Genomic DNA, 17,082 nt, shown 5'->3' on the forward strand with positions numbered 1-17,082 from the left:
GTGAAGTATAACAAAAATCGCCCTGCCGCGAATCTGGCAGTGCGATAGTGCGATAGGGGAGCACTCAAAGTTTGTTAGGGGGAGGTAGACAAGTTGAGATAAAAGGGTTTCAAATTATCCCAAGCATTGCTAAGCCAGGCGGCTCTAGCTTTGGCAGTTGCAATAACGCCAGCCAGTGTCCAGCGAGCGCCAGAACATTTGAGGCGCGCCGCGGCGATTTGTTTACAAGCGCTTTCGATGGTGCCGCTGCCGATCAAATAGCCTTGTTGTCGAAAGCGTGCATAGTCCATTCTTTTTTCGTTATTGGCATAATAGGTGATGGCTTTTTCGGCAAAGGGTCGAGCGTGGGCGTGAGGCAGGAAAGTGCGACAGGCCAGTAACACTTCTTGAATACGCCCTTCCCAAAGATCGGTTTGTACTTGCGTCAGCCATTCCTGGGCTTGACTTGCACCTGCGCCAAAAGCGGCTTCGGCAATGGGAGCAAGATACTGACAGGCATGATACCAATCCACAATCTGGACGGCTTGCGGAAAATAGTGTTCGACCAATCTCCAAATCCAAACGGCTCCATCTGAGACAAAAACGACTTCCTCGTAGGTGTCGACATTGTTTTGGATGCCTGTTGCCCAAAGCAATCGGCCAAATTGTTCCGCTTCCATGATGTCACAATAATACTGCACGTCTTTGGCGTGCAAATGGTTCTGTTCACCCACAGGTTGCCCAGAATGGTTTTTGGGCGTTGGCTCCACGTGATACCAGCACAGGGTCTTCAATTCGCGCCATTCCTGCTGTAAGGGTACATGAGCGCCATCGATAGAAGCGTAAATACGTCCAGAACGGTATTCCAAACTGCGCTCACGCACTTGCAAAGATGGCTCATCCTCTGCTTTTTCCATCCATTCTTTTTCTGCTTGCGCTTGTGCGTTGCCATACCCTTCGGTTTGCTTACGAACCGTGTTGTCGCTGACTCGAAACAGCAGAAAGCGTTCGGCCAATTGGCTAGCTTCCTCAAAGGCAACTTCCACTCCCAATACTCCCAACAAGCTTGCCAATGCCTGAGTGACCTGCCCTGGCACTATCCTATATTTCTGATCCAAGGGAGACTGCCCTTGATGACATTCTGTACAAAGATAATATCTGCGCTGGTAGCCTACTTTCCCGAATACGGTCCATAGAACTGCTGCGCGGTTGCTGACAAACTTGGCTTTCGCCCCACAAGCACATTCAATTTCTTTTTGGGCGTACCGTTCTTCGCCCTGCTCAATGGCTTGTTGCAGCCCTAAGCCCGCCGCCGCTTTTACCAACTCGCGCATGGTTTGCTCCATCTCATGAATACCCTGCTTTTCCGCCATCTGTTCTTTGATTTCTTCTGCTAATATTTTGGCGATCTGCTCCAGCCGTGTTGTGCTAAACTCCATTTGAGCCTCCGAGTTCGGGTTTATGCTTGTCCAAGCCCAAGCCTATCTCAGAGGCTCCTTTTTGAAAACTCATCTACAAACTTTGAGTGCACCCTGCGATAGTGCGATAGTGCGATAGAGCGATCCAACCTTGAAAGAAAATCTAGGCGACGAATTTATATACCTGATTTGTACCGCGCGGGAATTCGTTTGATGTTATGAATGGCTGGATTTTTTCGGATTATTGGTCGTCAACAACCATCTATTCAAAATTGCGCTACAATCGCGACATGCTTAATTCGGTACTTCAAACCAAACTCGCCATGCCACACAGCCGGACATTTCGAGTCTCGCGTCCCAGATTGTTGAATCAACTCGACCGGGGACTTGAACTTGGACATCGCCTCTTCCTGATTTCTGCTCCTCCGGGATATGGGAAGACCACCCTGCTTAGCGACTGGCTGGATCGAGGGAAGTATCGCTTTGGGTGGCTGACACTGGATGAAGGAGATAATGATCCGTCGCAGTCCTGGACGTATCTAGCGAACGCGCTAACGGTTCACATCCCCAACCTGGCGGACACGATTCAAACCCTTCTGCAAAGTGATCCGCTCCATCAACTGCCAGGCGACATCCTGACAACCACTTTCATCAATGCGCTCGTACAAGATAAGATGCCGCTGGTTCTGGTGTTGGATGATTATCACGTCATCCAAAATGAACGCATCCATGCCATTCTGATTCAACTGTTGGCGCGCATGCCCGTCAATTTTCACATCGCGATGACCAGCCGCAACGAGCCGCCGCTCGACCTTCCCCGCCTGCGCGCGCGTGGACAGGTCACCGAAATCCACGTGGACGCGCTTGGCTTTTCGACGGACGAGACCCAGGACTACCTGAACACCGCCATGAAATTGGAGTTGTCGGCGGATGAGATCGTACTATTGACCGACCGCACCGAAGGCTGGCCCGCCGGTTTGCAATTGGCGGCGTTGGCGTTGCAATCCATCCAACAGAAGGACAAATCCGAATCGACATCGTTCATTCAGATGTTCGGCGGCAGTCACCGTTATGTAACCGACTATCTGACCGACGAAGTCTTGAAGCGCCAGAGCGAGTCGATCCAATCCTTTTTGTTACAGACCAGCCTGCTCGAAAAATTGACTGCGCCGCTTTGCGACCAGATTCTTGGATCAAACGACTCTCAATCTGTGCTGGAGTTTTTGGAGCGCGCCAATCTATTCCTCCTTCCGCTGGATACGACCCGTCAATGGTATCGCTATCATTCACTCTGGGCGGAGGTGCTGCAAACCCGCCTGAAATGCGAACAGTCCGGCCAGATCAAAGAATTGCATCGCCGCGCCTTTGATTGGTTTTCAAAGAACGGTTTTCTGGATGAAGCCGTATCCCATGCCATCGCGGCTGGAGAAATGGAAGGGGCGGCGAGTCTCATCGAAACCACATCCCGAAACCTGGTCATGCGCGGAGGCAGCGCCACCTTGCAAGGCTGGCTCGCCAAATTGCCGCATGAGTCTGTGGTTGCCCGCCCTGCGCTGGTCGTCGCTCAATGTTGGGCATTGATCACAGACGGCAAACTGGATGATGTGGAACTGCTCTTGAATGAGATTGACGGACGCGCGGAACTGTCGCCTGTCATGGCGGGGGAGATCGCCGCCATCCGCGCCATCCTCGCTACCGTACATCAGGACTTGCCTGCCATTCATCAATATGCGCAGGAAGCCCTGCGTTTGATCCCTCTCGAAGATAGCTCGATCCGCTGTGGGGTGTTGCTCAGTCAGGGAACGGCAGCGACGCTTTCGGGTGAGATCGAGCGTTCCATCCAATTGCTCACGCAGACCATTCAGGAAAGTCAGCGCGGACACCAGCCCATCATCTACTTGATTGCCACCAGCACGCTTGCCCAAACCTATGAAGCGATAGGCGACTTTGACCGCGCCGAGCGACTACATCGGCAGGTGATCGCCCTCGAATCAGACTCCGTCTTGAGCGGGTTGCCATTGATTGGGGTGGGATACGTGGGTTTGGGCGGAGTCCTGCACGAGCATTTGCTGTTCGAAGAAGCCGAGTCTGTTTTTCAGAAGGGACTGGAGATCGGTCAACGCTGGGGTAGCCCTGAGATTCAGATCGGCGGGTATTTAAGTTTGGCGCGTCTGCGGTTTACACAAGGTAGGCTGGACGAAGCGCTGGCTTTCATCAAAAAATTGGAGGGCGAGTTTGCTTCTGCCATGCCCATACATGAAAATGGATTCCTGCGTTCCATTCACGCGCGATTTTCTCTCGCAAAGAGACAATTAGCAGACGCCGAGGCATGGGCGCAAGAGTTCGCTCCCTCAGCAACTCCCGTCACCTTTGATAATGAAAGCCAGTGGCTGGTTCTTGTGCGGATCCTGCTGACACGCCACGAATTTGAACATGCGGCAGGGTTGCTTGTGCAACTCGAAGAAAATGCCCGCGCGGGTCGTCGTACCAGCCTGATCGAGATTCTACTCCTGAAGATTCAACTCCCAACCACAGATGCGCCTGAGAAGGATTCCATATTGAAGGAAGCCTTGCAAATGGCAGAACCGCAAAACCAGCGCCGCGTCTTTCTGGATGAGACAGAACTGCTACCCCTCCTGCGAATCTATCGCGCCAAACATCCTGACGAACTGTTCGCCATCAGCCTCGTGGATGATTTTGAACGACGCGCCGCCATGCAGAGTCCATCTGCCCTGTTGAGCGAGCGTGAAATGGACGTGCTGCGCCTGTTATCGGCGGGACTTTCGAATCAGGAGATCGCCGAGCGGTTGGTCGTCGCGCTTTCGACGGTCAAGAGTCATGTCAAAAGTATACTGATGAAACTCGAAGTCAAAAACCGCACCGAGGCGGTGGCGCGTGCCAGGGAGTTGAAACTGCTCTAGCCTTTCCCCCCGCCCGTTCATCCTTTCGAGGGATGACCTCCCCCCTCCTTCTCGATAAGATATGCCCATCCATAAACGATGGGCATATTTCTTTCAAGGAGATAAAACATGAAAACACTGATCGTCGGCGCAGGCATTATCGGAACTATTTACGGCTGGGCATTTGCAGAAGCGGGGCACGAGGTCACGCATCTCGTCCGCCCCGGAAAAGCCTCGCAATTTGCAAATGGATTTGAGATCGATATGTACGACGTCCGCAAGGGGCACAAACGGAACTTCACCGGGCATTATCCCATCCGTGTGACCGAAACGCTCGATTCGCCTGAGGGGTATGAACTGATCATCATCCCGACCAAACATTATCACCTGGTCGAAACGCTAAAACAGATCGTCCCGCAGGCAGGGAGCGCGGACTTCCTGCTCCTCACCCAGAACTGGGATGGGACGGATGAGATAGACGCCATCCTGCCGCCCTCACGCTACGTCTTTGGCGATGCCAAGGCGGGCGGCAAGTTCGAAAGAGACAAACTGATCGCCACAATTGCCAGCGTTGATGTGGGGCAGGTAAATGGCAGGCGCGATACCAGTTTGGATAAAGTGGTTGCGTTGTGCGAATCGGCGCAGGTGGGTGTCACTGTCCATGAGAATATCCTGCATTATCTCTGGGTACAGTATGCCATCACTGGCGGGTTGTGGCCCGCGCTGGTCAAAGCGGGCAGTTTCGAAGCGGTGCTGGAGAATCGTCAGGTCGGCGAACAGGGCTTACGCGCCGCGCGCGAATCGCTGGAAGTCATCGCCCGCCGCGGTGTGAATCTGGCGAAATTCCCCGATGCAAAGATGTACATGAACAATTCGCCGTTCGGCATGTGGGTCGCCAACATTGTGATCAAAGTGCTGTTTCGCTACAACAAACTCGTCCAGCGCAGTTCAGCGCACGGACTGGAAGACATCGAAGAAGTGAAAGTGTTTTACTACGACCTGCTCAACAGCGGACGCGCACTCAACGTGGCGATGCCTGCCTTGAGCGCATTCGAAACCGATATTAAGAATTTTGAGGGAGCAGCCTCATGAAAACATTGATCGTTGGCGCAGGTGTCATCGGCGTCATCTACGGATGGGCGCTGCAAAAAGCGGGCGCGGAAGTTACACACTTCGTTCGCCCTGGCATGGCTGGTCAGTTTCCAAAGGGCGTCACCCTCGACCTGCTCGACGAACGCAAGGGCTATCCGCCCACATCCATCCAACATTACCCGATCCGCTGTGTGGATTCGATTTCTCCGGCGGACGGCTATGAGCTTATCATTGTGCCGACCAACGGTCAGCAGGTGGAAGCAGCGATGAAGGATTTGGCGTCGGTTTCGGGGGATGCCACCTTCTTTCTGTTCTCCAGCAATTGGGATGGACTGGCTGCTTACGATGCGATCTTGCCGCGTGAACGTTATTTGCTTGGTTACCCCGATGGCGGCGGAACGGTCAAGGATGGCGTCTACTGGACGAACCTGGGTGCGGAGGTTCATCTCGGTCTGGTGGAAGGTCAATCTGCCGCACGACTGGAACAAGTAAAGAATGTATTTACCCGCGCTGATATGAAGCCCGACATGCAGGAGAATATGCTGCACTGGTTATGGATCCACAATGCAGGCGTGATAGGATTTGCAGCTGGGTTGGCGAAGTATCGCGTCATCGACCCCTATCTCGCGGATAATGAACTGGTCTACCAATCGATTCGAGCCACAAAAGAATTGTACGATCTGTGCGCCCAGCGTGGCGTGGATCTGAAGAAGTACCCTGAGATCGGCTATATCAAATTCCCTATCTGGCTGGTGGCTTTCTTATTGCGTCGGAACTTCCGCCGGAATGAAAGTATGCAGCGTTATACCGCTCACGCCGTCAGTGAGGGCAGCCGTAGGGAGTCGAAATATCACTACGCCCAGGTCATGCAATCTGCGGCTGAACTTGGTTTCGAGATGCCAAACTTGAATGCGATGGGGAAATATCTCGCAATGCCTTGAATTTCAATCAGAAAACCCAAACAAGAACACCCCTGTCGACAGGGGTGTTCTTGTTTTATCAGATGTACTATCCTTTAGTCGGCGGGTACAAAATTTTGCGGGCGAAATTTATACCCATACACGATTAAACCTCGTTCATCGCCGTCGTTGCGCATTTTGCGCGTCACCATTTCGACGGGCATGCCGATCTCGACGGCGTTGTTGTCAACGTCTGTTAACTGCGCGGTGATCATGGGGCCCTCATCCAACTTTACCAACGCAACAGTGTAAGGCGCGTTGGCGTCATAGCCTGCGGGGGCTTCGTACACGGTGGTGAATGAATACACCTCGCCTTTGCCGCTGAAGGTGTACAGGTCTTTGGCTTCGTCGCCGCAGTTCGGGCACACGTCGCGCGGGGGGAAAATTTTGTAATCGCAATGCGGGCACACCTCGCCGACCAGCCCGTAGCGTTGTTTCTTGAGTCTCCAGTGTCTTGGAATTTCCATGATTGCTTTCCTTTCGCAAGGGTAATTCTATCCCGCTGGACTCTCAAAGACTCTCAAACTGGATTCTTTGCAAGAATGTTTATGGGATGACTTGCCCGAGTCAGCCCGACGGGAGGGCTGATTCGCCAGTGGCGACCCAGCCGCAAGGAGGAGGCGAAGCGCCGCGTCCGCAAACAAAAACAGCGCAGACGTTATATATCCGTCTGCGCTGTTAGTCGATCCGACTCTTTTAGTCGAGCAATTCCTTCGGAATATTGCCGCCGTTTGCGGCGATCTTCTTGAGGACTTCCTTGTGAAGCCAGGTGTTCATCTTGGCTGAGTCGCCCATCAGATCGGCGGGGCAACCGAGTTCGGTGGCGAGTTCCTTGCGAGCATCGAAACTGGATTCGAGGTCGAGGAGTTTGAGCAAGTCCACGATCGAGGTTTTCCAATTGAGTTTGGCGGGGTTTGCCTGAGCGAGACCCTCAAGTTTCGCAACCACATCCACCTCAGAGATGGCTTTCGGCGCGACAGCCGCGGGACCTCGCAGGACCGCGTCGTCCTTTTCCATTTCGCGCGGTCTGAAGGCGGGCGTGGTAACAGGTTTCGCGGCAGGAGCGGGTTTGGGCGCAACCGCGGCGGCGGCGCTTTTTGCGGGCTCTTCCTCTTTCTTACCGATACCCAACTTGCTTAGGATTTTGCTGAAAAAACTCATAAGATATTCCTTTCGAATTTATATATGTTGTCAGGGGAATTTCTCCTGCGTGGTCATTATAAACGATAATATGCTTGATGGATGTGCTGAGTATTATAGATTTTGATCATCCTCTATTCACGCCGCATTTTGCCAGTTCAAGTTGATTCGTTGTTCTTCGGCAGTTCGTCGCCTCGGTACGCAAATAATTTATAATCGCTCCCAATGAAGATACTGCTGATCAACCAAGCCTTCGTCTCGCCCGATGAGCCAGGACACACGCGTCATTTCGAGTTGGCAAAATTTTTGCAATCGCGCGGACACGAGCTGGTCATCGTTGCCAGCGATTTGAACTATCAAACGGGTAAGCGGACTGTTGAACGCAAAGGAGTTTTCGCCGAGCAGATCATTGACGGTGTGCGGGTTTTACGCGCGTATATTTATCCCGCTCTGCATCGCAGTTATTTTTGGCGCGTGATTTCGTTTTTCAGTTTCATGTTCAGTTCGGTGTGGACTTCTTTTCGGGTAAACGATGTGGACTTGGTTCTAGGCACCACGCCGCCGATCTTTCAAGCCGTTTCCGCGTGGTTCGTAGCATGGATTCGTCGCAAGCCGTTCCTGCTCGAAGTCCGCGACCTGTGGCCCGAATTCGGCGTGAGCATGGGCGTGTTGAAGAATCCGATTGTCATTGCGCTGGGACGTCGGCTGGAGAAATTCTTGTACGCGCGTGCAGCCCATATTTTGGTGAACTCTCCCGCGTACAAAGAGTACATGATCGGCAAAGGCGTGCCTGAAAAGAAGATCACTTTCATCCCCTACGGCACAGACGTGGATATGTTCAATCCGCGAGTGGATGGCTCATCTATCCGCGCCGATCTGGGGTTGCAGGATAAATTCATCGTGTTGTACGCAGGCGCATTGGGACAGGCGAACGACATTGACACCATCCTCCGCGCGGCGGAACGCTTGAAGCCGTACGACAAAATTCATTTTGTCCTCTTTGGTGATGGCAAAGAACGCCCACGCCTGCAAAACGAAGCGAAACGGATGAAACTCACAAACGTCACCTTTGCAGGCGTCCGCCCCAAAAAGGACATGCCGCGTGTCGTCGCCTCTGCGGATGTGTGTCTCGCCATCTTGCAGGATATTCCCATGTTCCGCACCACATACCCGAACAAAGTCTTCGACTACATGGCGGCGGGACGCGCCACTGTGCTCGTCATTGATGGAATCACGCGCGAATTAATCGAATCGTCGTATGGCGGAGTCTTCGTCCAGCCGAATGACGATGAAACACTTGCCGAAACGATCCTCGATCTTTCAAAGAATGTGGATATTGTCCAACAAATGGGACAAAACGCCCGCGAGTATTTGGTCAAGCATCTTGATCGACGTGATAAGCTGAATGAGACATTGGAATTGCTCGAAAAGTTAGTGCAAAAGAATTAGCCACGGAGACACTGAGCCACAGAGATTTTTTTAATAGATTTTCTCTGCGTTCTCTGTGTCTCTGTGGCAAAAGATGATTATGAAACTATTTGTCACAGGCGCGACGGGCTTCACTGGCTCACGCGTCGTCCATCTTCTCCTCAAAAACGGATACGAAGTCCGCTGTCTTCACCGCGCCTCCAGCGATCGTTCGACTCTTTCCGATCCCAAAATTGAATGGGCATTGGGAGATTTATCCGATACCCAAGCTTTGACCTCTGCCATGCAGGGGACCGACGCCCTCGTCAACATCGCCTCGCTCGGCTTCGGTCACGCGGACTCGATTATCCGCGCCGCGAAAGACGCAGGCATCAAACGCGCGGTCTTCATCAGCACGACTGCCATCTTCACGCAGTTGAATGCCAAGAGCAAGAAAGTCCGCGTGGCGGCGGAACTTGCCATCGAAACGAGCGGGCTACAGTACACCATCCTGCGCCCGACGATGATCTACGGCAGTCCACGCGACCGAAATATGTGGCGACTGATTCGCTTTATACGAGTCTCTCCAATTATTCCTGTTTTCGGCGATGGAAAATCTCTGCAACAACCCATCTTCGTGGACGATGTCGCGCAAGCGGTGGTAAGTTGCATATCAAACGACAAGACGATTGGCAAAAGTTACAACATCGCAGGGAAACATCCGCTGGCGTACAACGAAGTCATTGATACGATTGCTAAAGCGATGAACAAGCGAGTGTGGAAACTCCACATCCCTTCGAAGCCTGTCGTTGCTATGCTAAGTCTCTTCGAGCGGATGCGAATTCCATTCCCCATCAAAGCAGAACAAGTCCTGCGGCTGAACGAGAACAAAGATTTCAGTTATGCCGAAGCACAGACGGATTTTGGGTTTAGTCCGCTGGCGTTTGAGGAGGGAATAGAAAATGAGTTGAGAAAATAAAAACTCAGAGATTTTACTCTCTGAGTTTTGAGTTCTCAGGCGAATTCTGGCTCGTAGTGCAGAACCAGCAACTTATCTGCCTTGACTGCGAGCTCTGCATAGGTCTGCCCTTCTTTATCAACAAATTCAACCTCAAAGGCATCAAGCGCGAGGATTTCAACCACCGTCCCAACCTGCCCGCGTTTTAGCTCGTGTTCGGGGAGATCATCGGTCAATGCAACCACATCAAGTAATTTAACTTTGTTTTTCATTTCGTACTCCTACAAGACATAGCAACTTGTAAGCCGTGGAAAATCTTCATTGGTGCGGATTATCCATGCCGTGCGGACAGTTGCCTGCCCTTCTTGTCTTGACATCGTAAAGTCTACCACATAACGTTGACCGTACTCATCTCTCTCGGTTGGTGTCGCATCTTCAGAAACAATTGCGGACAGAATTGCGTCGCGGAGTTCTTCTACGTCATCTGATGTTATGCCGAGCGATGTGGCAAAGACGCGGGCTTTATGTTTCCCGCGAGGATGACTGGCGCTCAAGCAATAATCCCGCAATTTCTCGATTTCAACAACGGCGCGGGCGGCGTTTGGCAGTTTCATCTGTGAAAATTATACCGCCGCTTTCGGGTTCAGTCCGCTGGCGTTTGGAGGAGGGGATAGGGGTTGAGTTGAACTAGGCGGCTGAGTAGCTTGAAATACTCATCGGGCGGGGTAAGGGAGAGACAACAGCCTATTGAAGCGAATCAATTCCCCAATTCTCCATTACAATCATCCTCAATGTCCTCCCTCATCGCATTCTCCATCTTAGCCATCCTCTCCTACTTCCTCGTCCATCTCATCCGCCGTTACGCGGAGCGGCGGCAGATCCTCGACCATCCCAACGCGCGGAGTTCACATTCCATGCCCACGCCGCGCGGCGGAGGGGTGGCGATCGTCGTCCTCGTAGCGGGAGCAGGCTTATGGTCAATGAAAGAAGCGGAACTCAATCACGCGTTGATCTATCTCGTCTGCGGAGTCGTCATCGCATGGCTGGGCTGGCGCGACGATGTTTCGTCATTGTCACCAAAGATTCGCTTTGCCGTGCAGGGACTCGTCGCGGCGGTCTCGATCTATGGGCTGGGATATTTCAAAACGGTCACCATCCCGTTGTTCGGCGAGTTGCATTTGGGTGTCGTCGGAGTCATCATCACGTTTTTGTGGATCATCGGACTCGTCAACGCCTATAATTTCATGGACGGCATTGACGGCATCGCGGGCGGCGTCGCGTTTGCGAGCGGGCTGGGTTGGATGATGCTCGCGTCGAACATGCGCAACGCGTTTGTGTTTGCGGTCGCGCTTGCCATCGCCGCGAGCAGTTTGGGTTTTCTCGCGCACAATTGGCATCCCGCGAAAATTTTCATGGGCGACGTTGCCAGCACATTTCTCGGTTATACCTTTGCGGTTCTGCCCTTGCTCTCCGCCGATCAGGGCGGTGACGCGCTCATGCTCGGCACGCTCCTGATGTGGACGTTCATCATGGACGCGGGCGTCACGTTCATCCGCCGCGCGCTCAAACGCGAAAACGTCCTCGCCGCGCATCGCACGCATCTCTACCAACGACTCGTCATCGGCGGGTATCCGCATCACATCGTCAGCACGTTGTATCTCATGCTCACACTTCTCGCGGGCGTGCTGTCATTCGAATGGTCATCGGGAAGCCGCCTCGCCCCGCCATTGATCATCATCGGACTTCCGCTCATTTGGATTATCCTCTCTCGACATGCTAAGCAATTAAATTTGGACGCTGATAAACGCTGATTGCGCTGACAAAACCCGATTAATTTTTTGGATTTCCTTTCTACATGCCTCTTTCGCCCTTTGACTTTTATCTCCCCCCAAAATGTTGAAGAAACTCCGAACACTCGCTTCTCTCTACCGTGAGCTTGGTCCTCGCTGGTCAGCCTTTCGCGTCGCCTACGCCTTTCGTCTCCGCACGGGACTCATCCGCTTGCAGATGCCGATGGGTGAATGGAGTGATTATGTACACCTCCTCGGTGAGCGGAGTGGCGAACGCCCTTCTCGTCACGCCGTCGAAGCGCGACGCTTGCCAGAAAATATTTCTTGGAATCCACAAACCGCCAGCGCCGAAGCAGATCGCATCCTCAACGGCGAAATAAAATACTTCTCCCACCAATTCATCAAAACTGGATCTCCTCCCAATTGGCACCGCGATTATGTCACCCTGAGCGAAAGCGAAGGGTCTCTCCTCTCACAGTCAGAGATTCTTCGGTCGCAACAAACGCTCCCTCAGAATGACATGGCGAAACATTGGTCACAAATCTCCGACGATTCCTCTGCTGACATCAAATTCATCTGGGAACCCAATCGCTTCGCCTTCGTCTACACCCTCGTCCGTGCTTATGTGGCAACGCACGACGAAAAATACCCCGAAGCCTTCTGGACTCTCATCGAAGACTGGGCGCAACACAACCCTCCCAACACAGGACCCAACTGGATGGATGGACAAGAGATCGCCCTCCGCCTCATGGCGTGGACGTTCGGTTACTTCCAATTCTCCAATTCTCCTTCCTCCACTCCCGACCGTAAAGCAAAATTCATTTTGCTAATTGCCGCGCAAACGAACCGTATCTATAAAAACATCAGCTACGCCATCTCCACGCGCAGTAACCACACCATCAGCGAAGCCTTCGGCTTGTGGATGGTCGGCCTGCTCTTCCCTGAACTCAAACACGCCGAAAAATATCTCACCCTCGGACGAAACCTCCTCGAGCAATCCGCCGCCGAACAGATTTTCCTCGATGGCGCTTACTCGATGTACTCCCTCAACTACCATCGTTTCATCCTTCATATTTACTTGTATGCCATTCAACTCGGAGAACTCACCCACTTTCCACTTTCCACTGAACTCAAAGAATCGGTCGCCAACTCCATTACTTACCTCTCCCACCTCATCAACCCCGAAACAGGCGAAATGCCCACCTACGGCTCCAACGACGGCGCGCTCGTTTTGCCGTTGAACAACTGTGACTTTACCGACTACCGTCCGCTGTTGCAACTGGGATGGTACATCACCAAAGAAGAATTCCTCTTCGATCCTGGTCCATGGGATGAAGATATATTTTGGTTATGTGGCGCAGAATCCCCTTCTCCCCGCGGGAGAGGGGTTAGGGGTGAGGGCGAAAAACAGAAGAAAGAAGAAAGAAGAAAGAATCTTAGCGAACTTCGCGTGCTTAGCGGTGAGTCGTTCCCCGATGGGGGAGTTTACCTCCTCCGCTCCTCCAACTCCCACGCCCTCCTCCACTGCACGGACTTCACCTCCCGTCCCTCCCATGCCGATCAACTCCACGTTGACTTATGGATTCGCGGATACAACATCGCCATTGACGCAGGCACCTACCTCTACAGCGGACAAGGCGTCTGGCGCAACGGACTCGCGCACACGAATGTCCACAACACCATCAGTGTTGATGGTAAAGACCAAATGACAATGGTCAGCCGCTTCACGTGGACGAATTGGTCAAAGGGAAAAGTTCTCAGGCACGATAAGAATCTCTGGCAGGGCGAGCATGATGGTTATAAACCTGTATCTCACAAGCGAACGGTGATGGCGCTCGAAGGTGATCGCTGGCTTGTGATTGATCAACTCACTGCAAATGAAACACATCATTACGCGCTTCACTGGTTGCTCGCCGATTTTGAAGTACAGGAGCTTGCTCCTGCACATGGATTGTTACTTCAAACAAAAACGGACGGCAAGCCGTCCGACTCCAGAATTAAGATTCAAATGGGAATGCTCGACGGAAACGGCAAACTCTCAATCGTCCGCGCCGACCCCAACTCCACGCGCGGCTGGCGTTCACGCTATTACAGTCATAAAGAACCCGCCATCTCAATCCAACTCGAAGCGACTCAACCCCAAGTCACCTTTTGGAGTTTCTTCGGGCTTGAGGATGATGTTGTTGAAAAAGTTGGGAATGAACTGAAAATTAATTCAAAGTCAATTTCGCTGGTTGAGTAGGGCGGAGTGAAGCGAAGCCCGTATCGAAACCAGCAGGAATCAAGAGTAATCTTGTAACCAAAATTATTTCGCAGCGCGGTGGTTTCGATACGCTCCTCACTCCGTTCGTCGCTACTCAACCACCGAGATTTATCAATCTCCAATCTCTAATCTCCAGTCTCTAATCTCTAATCTCCAATCTCTCAATTCTCTAATCCTCCAATTCTCCTCCCTCAATTACCAATTACTTCTTCCCCTCCTCCTCCCTCAACTTCTCCGTCGCCCTAAAATACTTCAAATACCGCATCGAATTCGCATCCTTGCCGAGAAGCAAATCAATCGCCTTGATCGAATTCCCCAACTTGATTGGGTCCGTAATAGACGTGGTCACGCCTGCCTGAATCGCCAATGCAAGGAACGCGCTATTCACCGCGTGACGGTCAGGCAGACCAAACGACACATTGCTCGCGCCGAGACTGATATTCACGCCGTATTCTTTCACGATCAATTCAATTGCCTTCAATGTGACCAGACCCGCCTGGCTGTTATGCCCAACCGTCATCACCAGCGGATCAATGATGATGTCCTCCGCAGGGATTCCCATCTTCGCCGCGCGCTCGATGATCTTCCCCGCCGCCGCGAGACGCCCCTCCGCGGTGGGTGGGATGCCCTCGTTACCGATCGCCATCCCGATCACCGCCGCGCCTCGATCTTTGACAATGGGCAGGACTGTTGCCAATTGTTTATCTTCGCCATTGACCGAGTTCACTAACGGCTTCCCAGGCGTGACTTTCAATCCCGCTTCGAGAATCTTCGGCTCATTTGAGTCAATGCACAATGGAACATCCGCCACCGCCAATATCGCCTCCACTACCTTCGGCATGATCGCCGCTTCATCAATCTGCGGATGCCCAACGTTTACATCCAACACATCCGCGCCCCAAGCGACCTGTCGCTTTGCGAGATGTTGAACATATTCGAAATTCTGGTCTACCAAAGCCTGTCCCAACTTCTTGATTCCCGTCGGGTTGATCTTCTCGCCAATAATGACAAACGGCTTATCGTGACCGATAGTCACAGTTTTGGAATTACTTTTCAAAATAGTGTGCATTGTATTCCTCCAACGTAACGCGACATTTTGCAAATTAACCAATAAATCTAGCAATAAACACGATATGGATTGTTGCCATAAATCTAATCCCGAAGGGATGACAGGATTCTAAAAACGGCAGAATGGGTTTCCAAATCCCGAAGGCGTCGCGTGGCGCCGTGGCGACAGATGACATAAATATTCCGCCTCTGACACCCCTTCGGGGTTGAATATGATACATCCTGCAATCCTATAATCATTTGACCCCTTCGGGGTCTGTGGGTTATGTTGTATTGCACGGTTTAATTGTTAACCTACAATATGTCGCGTGTGACTTTACAGCAATTGCCGCGGCGACCTTAATTGTTTTTCTCAGTATCTCTGCAACTCTGTGGCTGAACCTGCATTCATCAATAGTTTCTATACAACTGGCACGCCGAGTCCGCTTGAGCGGACTTCCACGAATTGAGGCAAGGGCGCTTGTGCTGAGTTCGTCGAAGCATCAGCCCGACGGCCCAACCCCGCCTCCAAAACGATCCTCGGAATCACCTCATCCCACCCCACAGGCATCAAATGGATTCCGTGTATGCCCTGCTTCTCGTAGCCGCGTATTTTGCCAATGATCTCCAATGCGATCTGAATTCCCTCCTCTTGCGCATTGCCCGCTTGGTCTGCAACTTCGATGCGATGCAATACATCTTTGGGCAAATACACCCCAGGGACTTCCGCCAGTTTCTGTGCCATCTTCAAACTCTTGATCGGAGTGACTCCAGCCAGAATAAAAACTTTATCCAGCACGTCTCTTTTTGCCAATTCGTTCAGCCACCGTTCCATGCCGTTCACATCGAAGATCAGATTCGTTTGGAAGAACTGCGCACCTGCATTGACCTTCTTCTGCTCACGCAATGCCTGAAACTTGACGTTCGATGAAAACGGTGAGGCCGCCGCGCCTAAAAAGAACAGCGGCGGATTCTTGATCTCGCGCCCGTCGAGAAATTTCCCTTCGTCGCGCATTCGGCGCAAGACCCACAGCATTTGAATCGCATCCAGATCGTTGATCTGCATATTGTCACGCGGTGAAGGCGACATCTTCGCGCTGTCGCCTGTTACGCACAAGACATTTCGCACGCCCAACGCAGTCGCGCCGATGATTTCGCTTTGCACGCTTCCACGCGAGCGGTTGCGCGCAGACATTTGCAGGACAGGCTCGGCTCCCTGATTCATCGCCACTTGACTGCACGCCCACGACGACATGCGCGGCGTCGCGCCTTGATTGTCTGTAAAATTCACCGCAGTAACCAGTGACTTCACCATCTCGATGTTGCGGATTAGTTTATCGGTCGAAGAGGAGAGGGGAGGCGTTATCTCGGCGGTGACGACAAAATCGCCTGCGACCAGCCGTCCCTGAAGAGAAGAAGCGTTTCCGTCGTACGCGGGCGCATGATACTCCGAATCGCCCTTCCACCATGCGGGCTGTCGCACAGGACGGAAAATCCCATCAACAGTTTGCGCGCGCGTTTCAACAGAAAGCAATCCTGTAAATATTTTTTTCGCGCCGATGTTCCATGCGTTTTTGAAAATTGCGCCCCACGAATCTTTCCCCACTTTTTCCCAATCGAGCGGCGGCAGAACTTCGAGCAACAAATCTTCGCGCCCCCATTCAAACGAGCGTTCGTAAATTTTGTACCAGATGCACGGGCGGCTTGGGTCAACGTAACACGTCTCCGATGTCGAGCCGCCGCACGGACCGTTTCGCAAACCTTTCGGGCATTCCATCGGGCAGATCAGCGCGGTTTCGGCGAGCAAACAATTTCCGCACATGCGGCACCCAAACAGCGGACCCTTCACGCTGTATTCGATCACGCGCAAGGCACGCTCACCGAACGTCTCTTTTTGGAATGGGGAATAGGCGGGTTGCCAGCGTCGTCCTGGAGTGAAGCCTGTCATTCGCGCTCCTTCGGATTATACATTATATATAATTTTCGACTGGCTGGATTGTACTCCCGACTCGCGAAAAACTGGAAGAGGCAAATTGTTACGAGTAAAGACCAAAACACAAGCCGCGCTATGTAATTGGAAAATAGCGCGGCTTGTGCAATGTGACCACTGAGCAGTTCAGAGATAAGAG

General features: G+C 52.4%; 14 protein-coding genes. 7 read left to right on the forward strand and 7 right to left on the reverse strand.

Annotated features, from left to right (window positions below):
• Positions 1 to 74 precede the first annotated feature (74 nt).
• Positions 75 to 1,418 carry an ISKra4 family transposase gene (locus tag IPM31_09590; GenBank protein MBK9007230.1) on the reverse strand — a complete coding sequence of 448 codons (1,344 nt, stop codon included), beginning with the start codon at positions 1,416 to 1,418 and terminating at the stop codon, positions 75 to 77.
• A 269-nt stretch (positions 1,419 to 1,687) separates the two neighbouring features.
• Between IPM31_09590 and IPM31_09595 the strand changes: the two genes are divergently transcribed.
• The 3 genes from IPM31_09595 to IPM31_09605 all read left to right on the forward strand — a co-directional run bounded on the left by IPM31_09595 (position 1,688) and on the right by IPM31_09605 (position 6,330).
• Positions 1,688 to 4,318 (forward strand): tetratricopeptide repeat protein, encoded by a 2,631-nt coding sequence (locus tag IPM31_09595; protein MBK9007231.1) that lies wholly within the window; start codon positions 1,688 to 1,690, stop codon positions 4,316 to 4,318.
• 108 nt (positions 4,319 to 4,426) lie between these two features.
• Positions 4,427 to 5,389: a ketopantoate reductase family protein gene (locus tag IPM31_09600; GenBank protein MBK9007232.1), complete on the forward strand. Its 963-nt coding sequence runs from the start codon at positions 4,427 to 4,429 to the stop codon at positions 5,387 to 5,389.
• Positions 5,386 to 6,330: a ketopantoate reductase family protein gene (locus IPM31_09605; protein MBK9007233.1), complete on the forward strand. Its 945-nt coding sequence runs from the start codon at positions 5,386 to 5,388 to the stop codon at positions 6,328 to 6,330. Before IPM31_09600 ends, IPM31_09605 begins: the two co-directional genes overlap by 4 nt.
• A 74-nt stretch (positions 6,331 to 6,404) precedes the next feature.
• On the opposite strand, the gene IPM31_09610 is transcribed toward IPM31_09605, so the two are convergent.
• Positions 6,405 to 6,815, reverse strand: a complete 411-nt coding sequence (locus IPM31_09610) for a Zn-ribbon domain-containing OB-fold protein (protein ID MBK9007234.1) — start codon at positions 6,813 to 6,815, stop codon at positions 6,405 to 6,407.
• A gap of 229 nt (positions 6,816 to 7,044) precedes the next feature.
• Positions 7,045 to 7,509: a DUF3597 domain-containing protein gene (locus IPM31_09615; GenBank protein MBK9007235.1), complete on the reverse strand. Its 465-nt coding sequence runs from the start codon at positions 7,507 to 7,509 to the stop codon at positions 7,045 to 7,047.
• Between the two features lie 204 nt (positions 7,510 to 7,713).
• On the opposite strand from IPM31_09615, the gene IPM31_09620 reads away from it, so the two are divergent.
• Complete coding sequence (locus IPM31_09620; GenBank protein MBK9007236.1) at positions 7,714 to 8,937, forward strand: glycosyltransferase family 4 protein; 1,224 nt, start codon at positions 7,714 to 7,716, stop codon at positions 8,935 to 8,937.
• Positions 8,938 to 9,016: 79 nt separating this feature from the next.
• Positions 9,017 to 9,874, forward strand: coding sequence for an NAD(P)H-binding protein (locus tag IPM31_09625; protein MBK9007237.1), 858 nt, complete (start codon positions 9,017 to 9,019; stop codon positions 9,872 to 9,874).
• A gap of 35 nt (positions 9,875 to 9,909) precedes the next feature.
• Here IPM31_09625 and IPM31_09630 read toward each other — a convergent pair whose 3' ends face one another.
• Both IPM31_09630 and IPM31_09635 read right to left on the reverse strand, forming a co-directional pair.
• Positions 9,910 to 10,125: a DUF4926 domain-containing protein gene (locus IPM31_09630; protein MBK9007238.1), complete on the reverse strand. Its 216-nt coding sequence runs from the start codon at positions 10,123 to 10,125 to the stop codon at positions 9,910 to 9,912.
• 9 nt (positions 10,126 to 10,134) lie between these two features.
• A complete protein-coding gene (locus tag IPM31_09635) occupies positions 10,135 to 10,467 on the reverse strand; it encodes a hypothetical protein (GenBank protein MBK9007239.1) in 333 nt (110 codons plus the stop codon).
• A gap of 177 nt (positions 10,468 to 10,644) precedes the next feature.
• Between IPM31_09635 and IPM31_09640 the strand changes: the two genes are divergently transcribed.
• Entirely contained in the window at positions 10,645 to 11,664 is a 1,020-nt protein-coding gene (locus IPM31_09640; protein ID MBK9007240.1) for a glycosyltransferase family 4 protein, read from the forward strand.
• A gap of 82 nt (positions 11,665 to 11,746) precedes the next feature.
• A complete protein-coding gene (locus IPM31_09645; GenBank protein MBK9007241.1) occupies positions 11,747 to 13,885 on the forward strand; it encodes an alginate lyase family protein in 2,139 nt (712 codons plus the stop codon).
• A 223-nt stretch (positions 13,886 to 14,108) separates the two neighbouring features.
• Here IPM31_09645 and IPM31_09650 read toward each other — a convergent pair whose 3' ends face one another.
• Both IPM31_09650 and IPM31_09655 read right to left on the reverse strand, forming a co-directional pair.
• Positions 14,109 to 14,975: a dihydropteroate synthase gene (locus IPM31_09650; protein ID MBK9007242.1), complete on the reverse strand. Its 867-nt coding sequence runs from the start codon at positions 14,973 to 14,975 to the stop codon at positions 14,109 to 14,111.
• A gap of 399 nt (positions 14,976 to 15,374) precedes the next feature.
• On the reverse strand, positions 15,375 to 16,901 hold the full coding sequence (locus IPM31_09655; protein ID MBK9007243.1) for a methylenetetrahydrofolate reductase C-terminal domain-containing protein: 1,527 nt from the start codon (positions 16,899 to 16,901) through the stop codon (positions 15,375 to 15,377).
• Positions 16,902 to 17,082: the final 181 nt, after the last annotated feature.

Source organism: Candidatus Defluviilinea gracilis (assembly GCA_016716235.1).
Taxonomy (GTDB): domain Bacteria; phylum Chloroflexota; class Anaerolineae; order Anaerolineales; family Villigracilaceae; genus Defluviilinea; species Defluviilinea gracilis.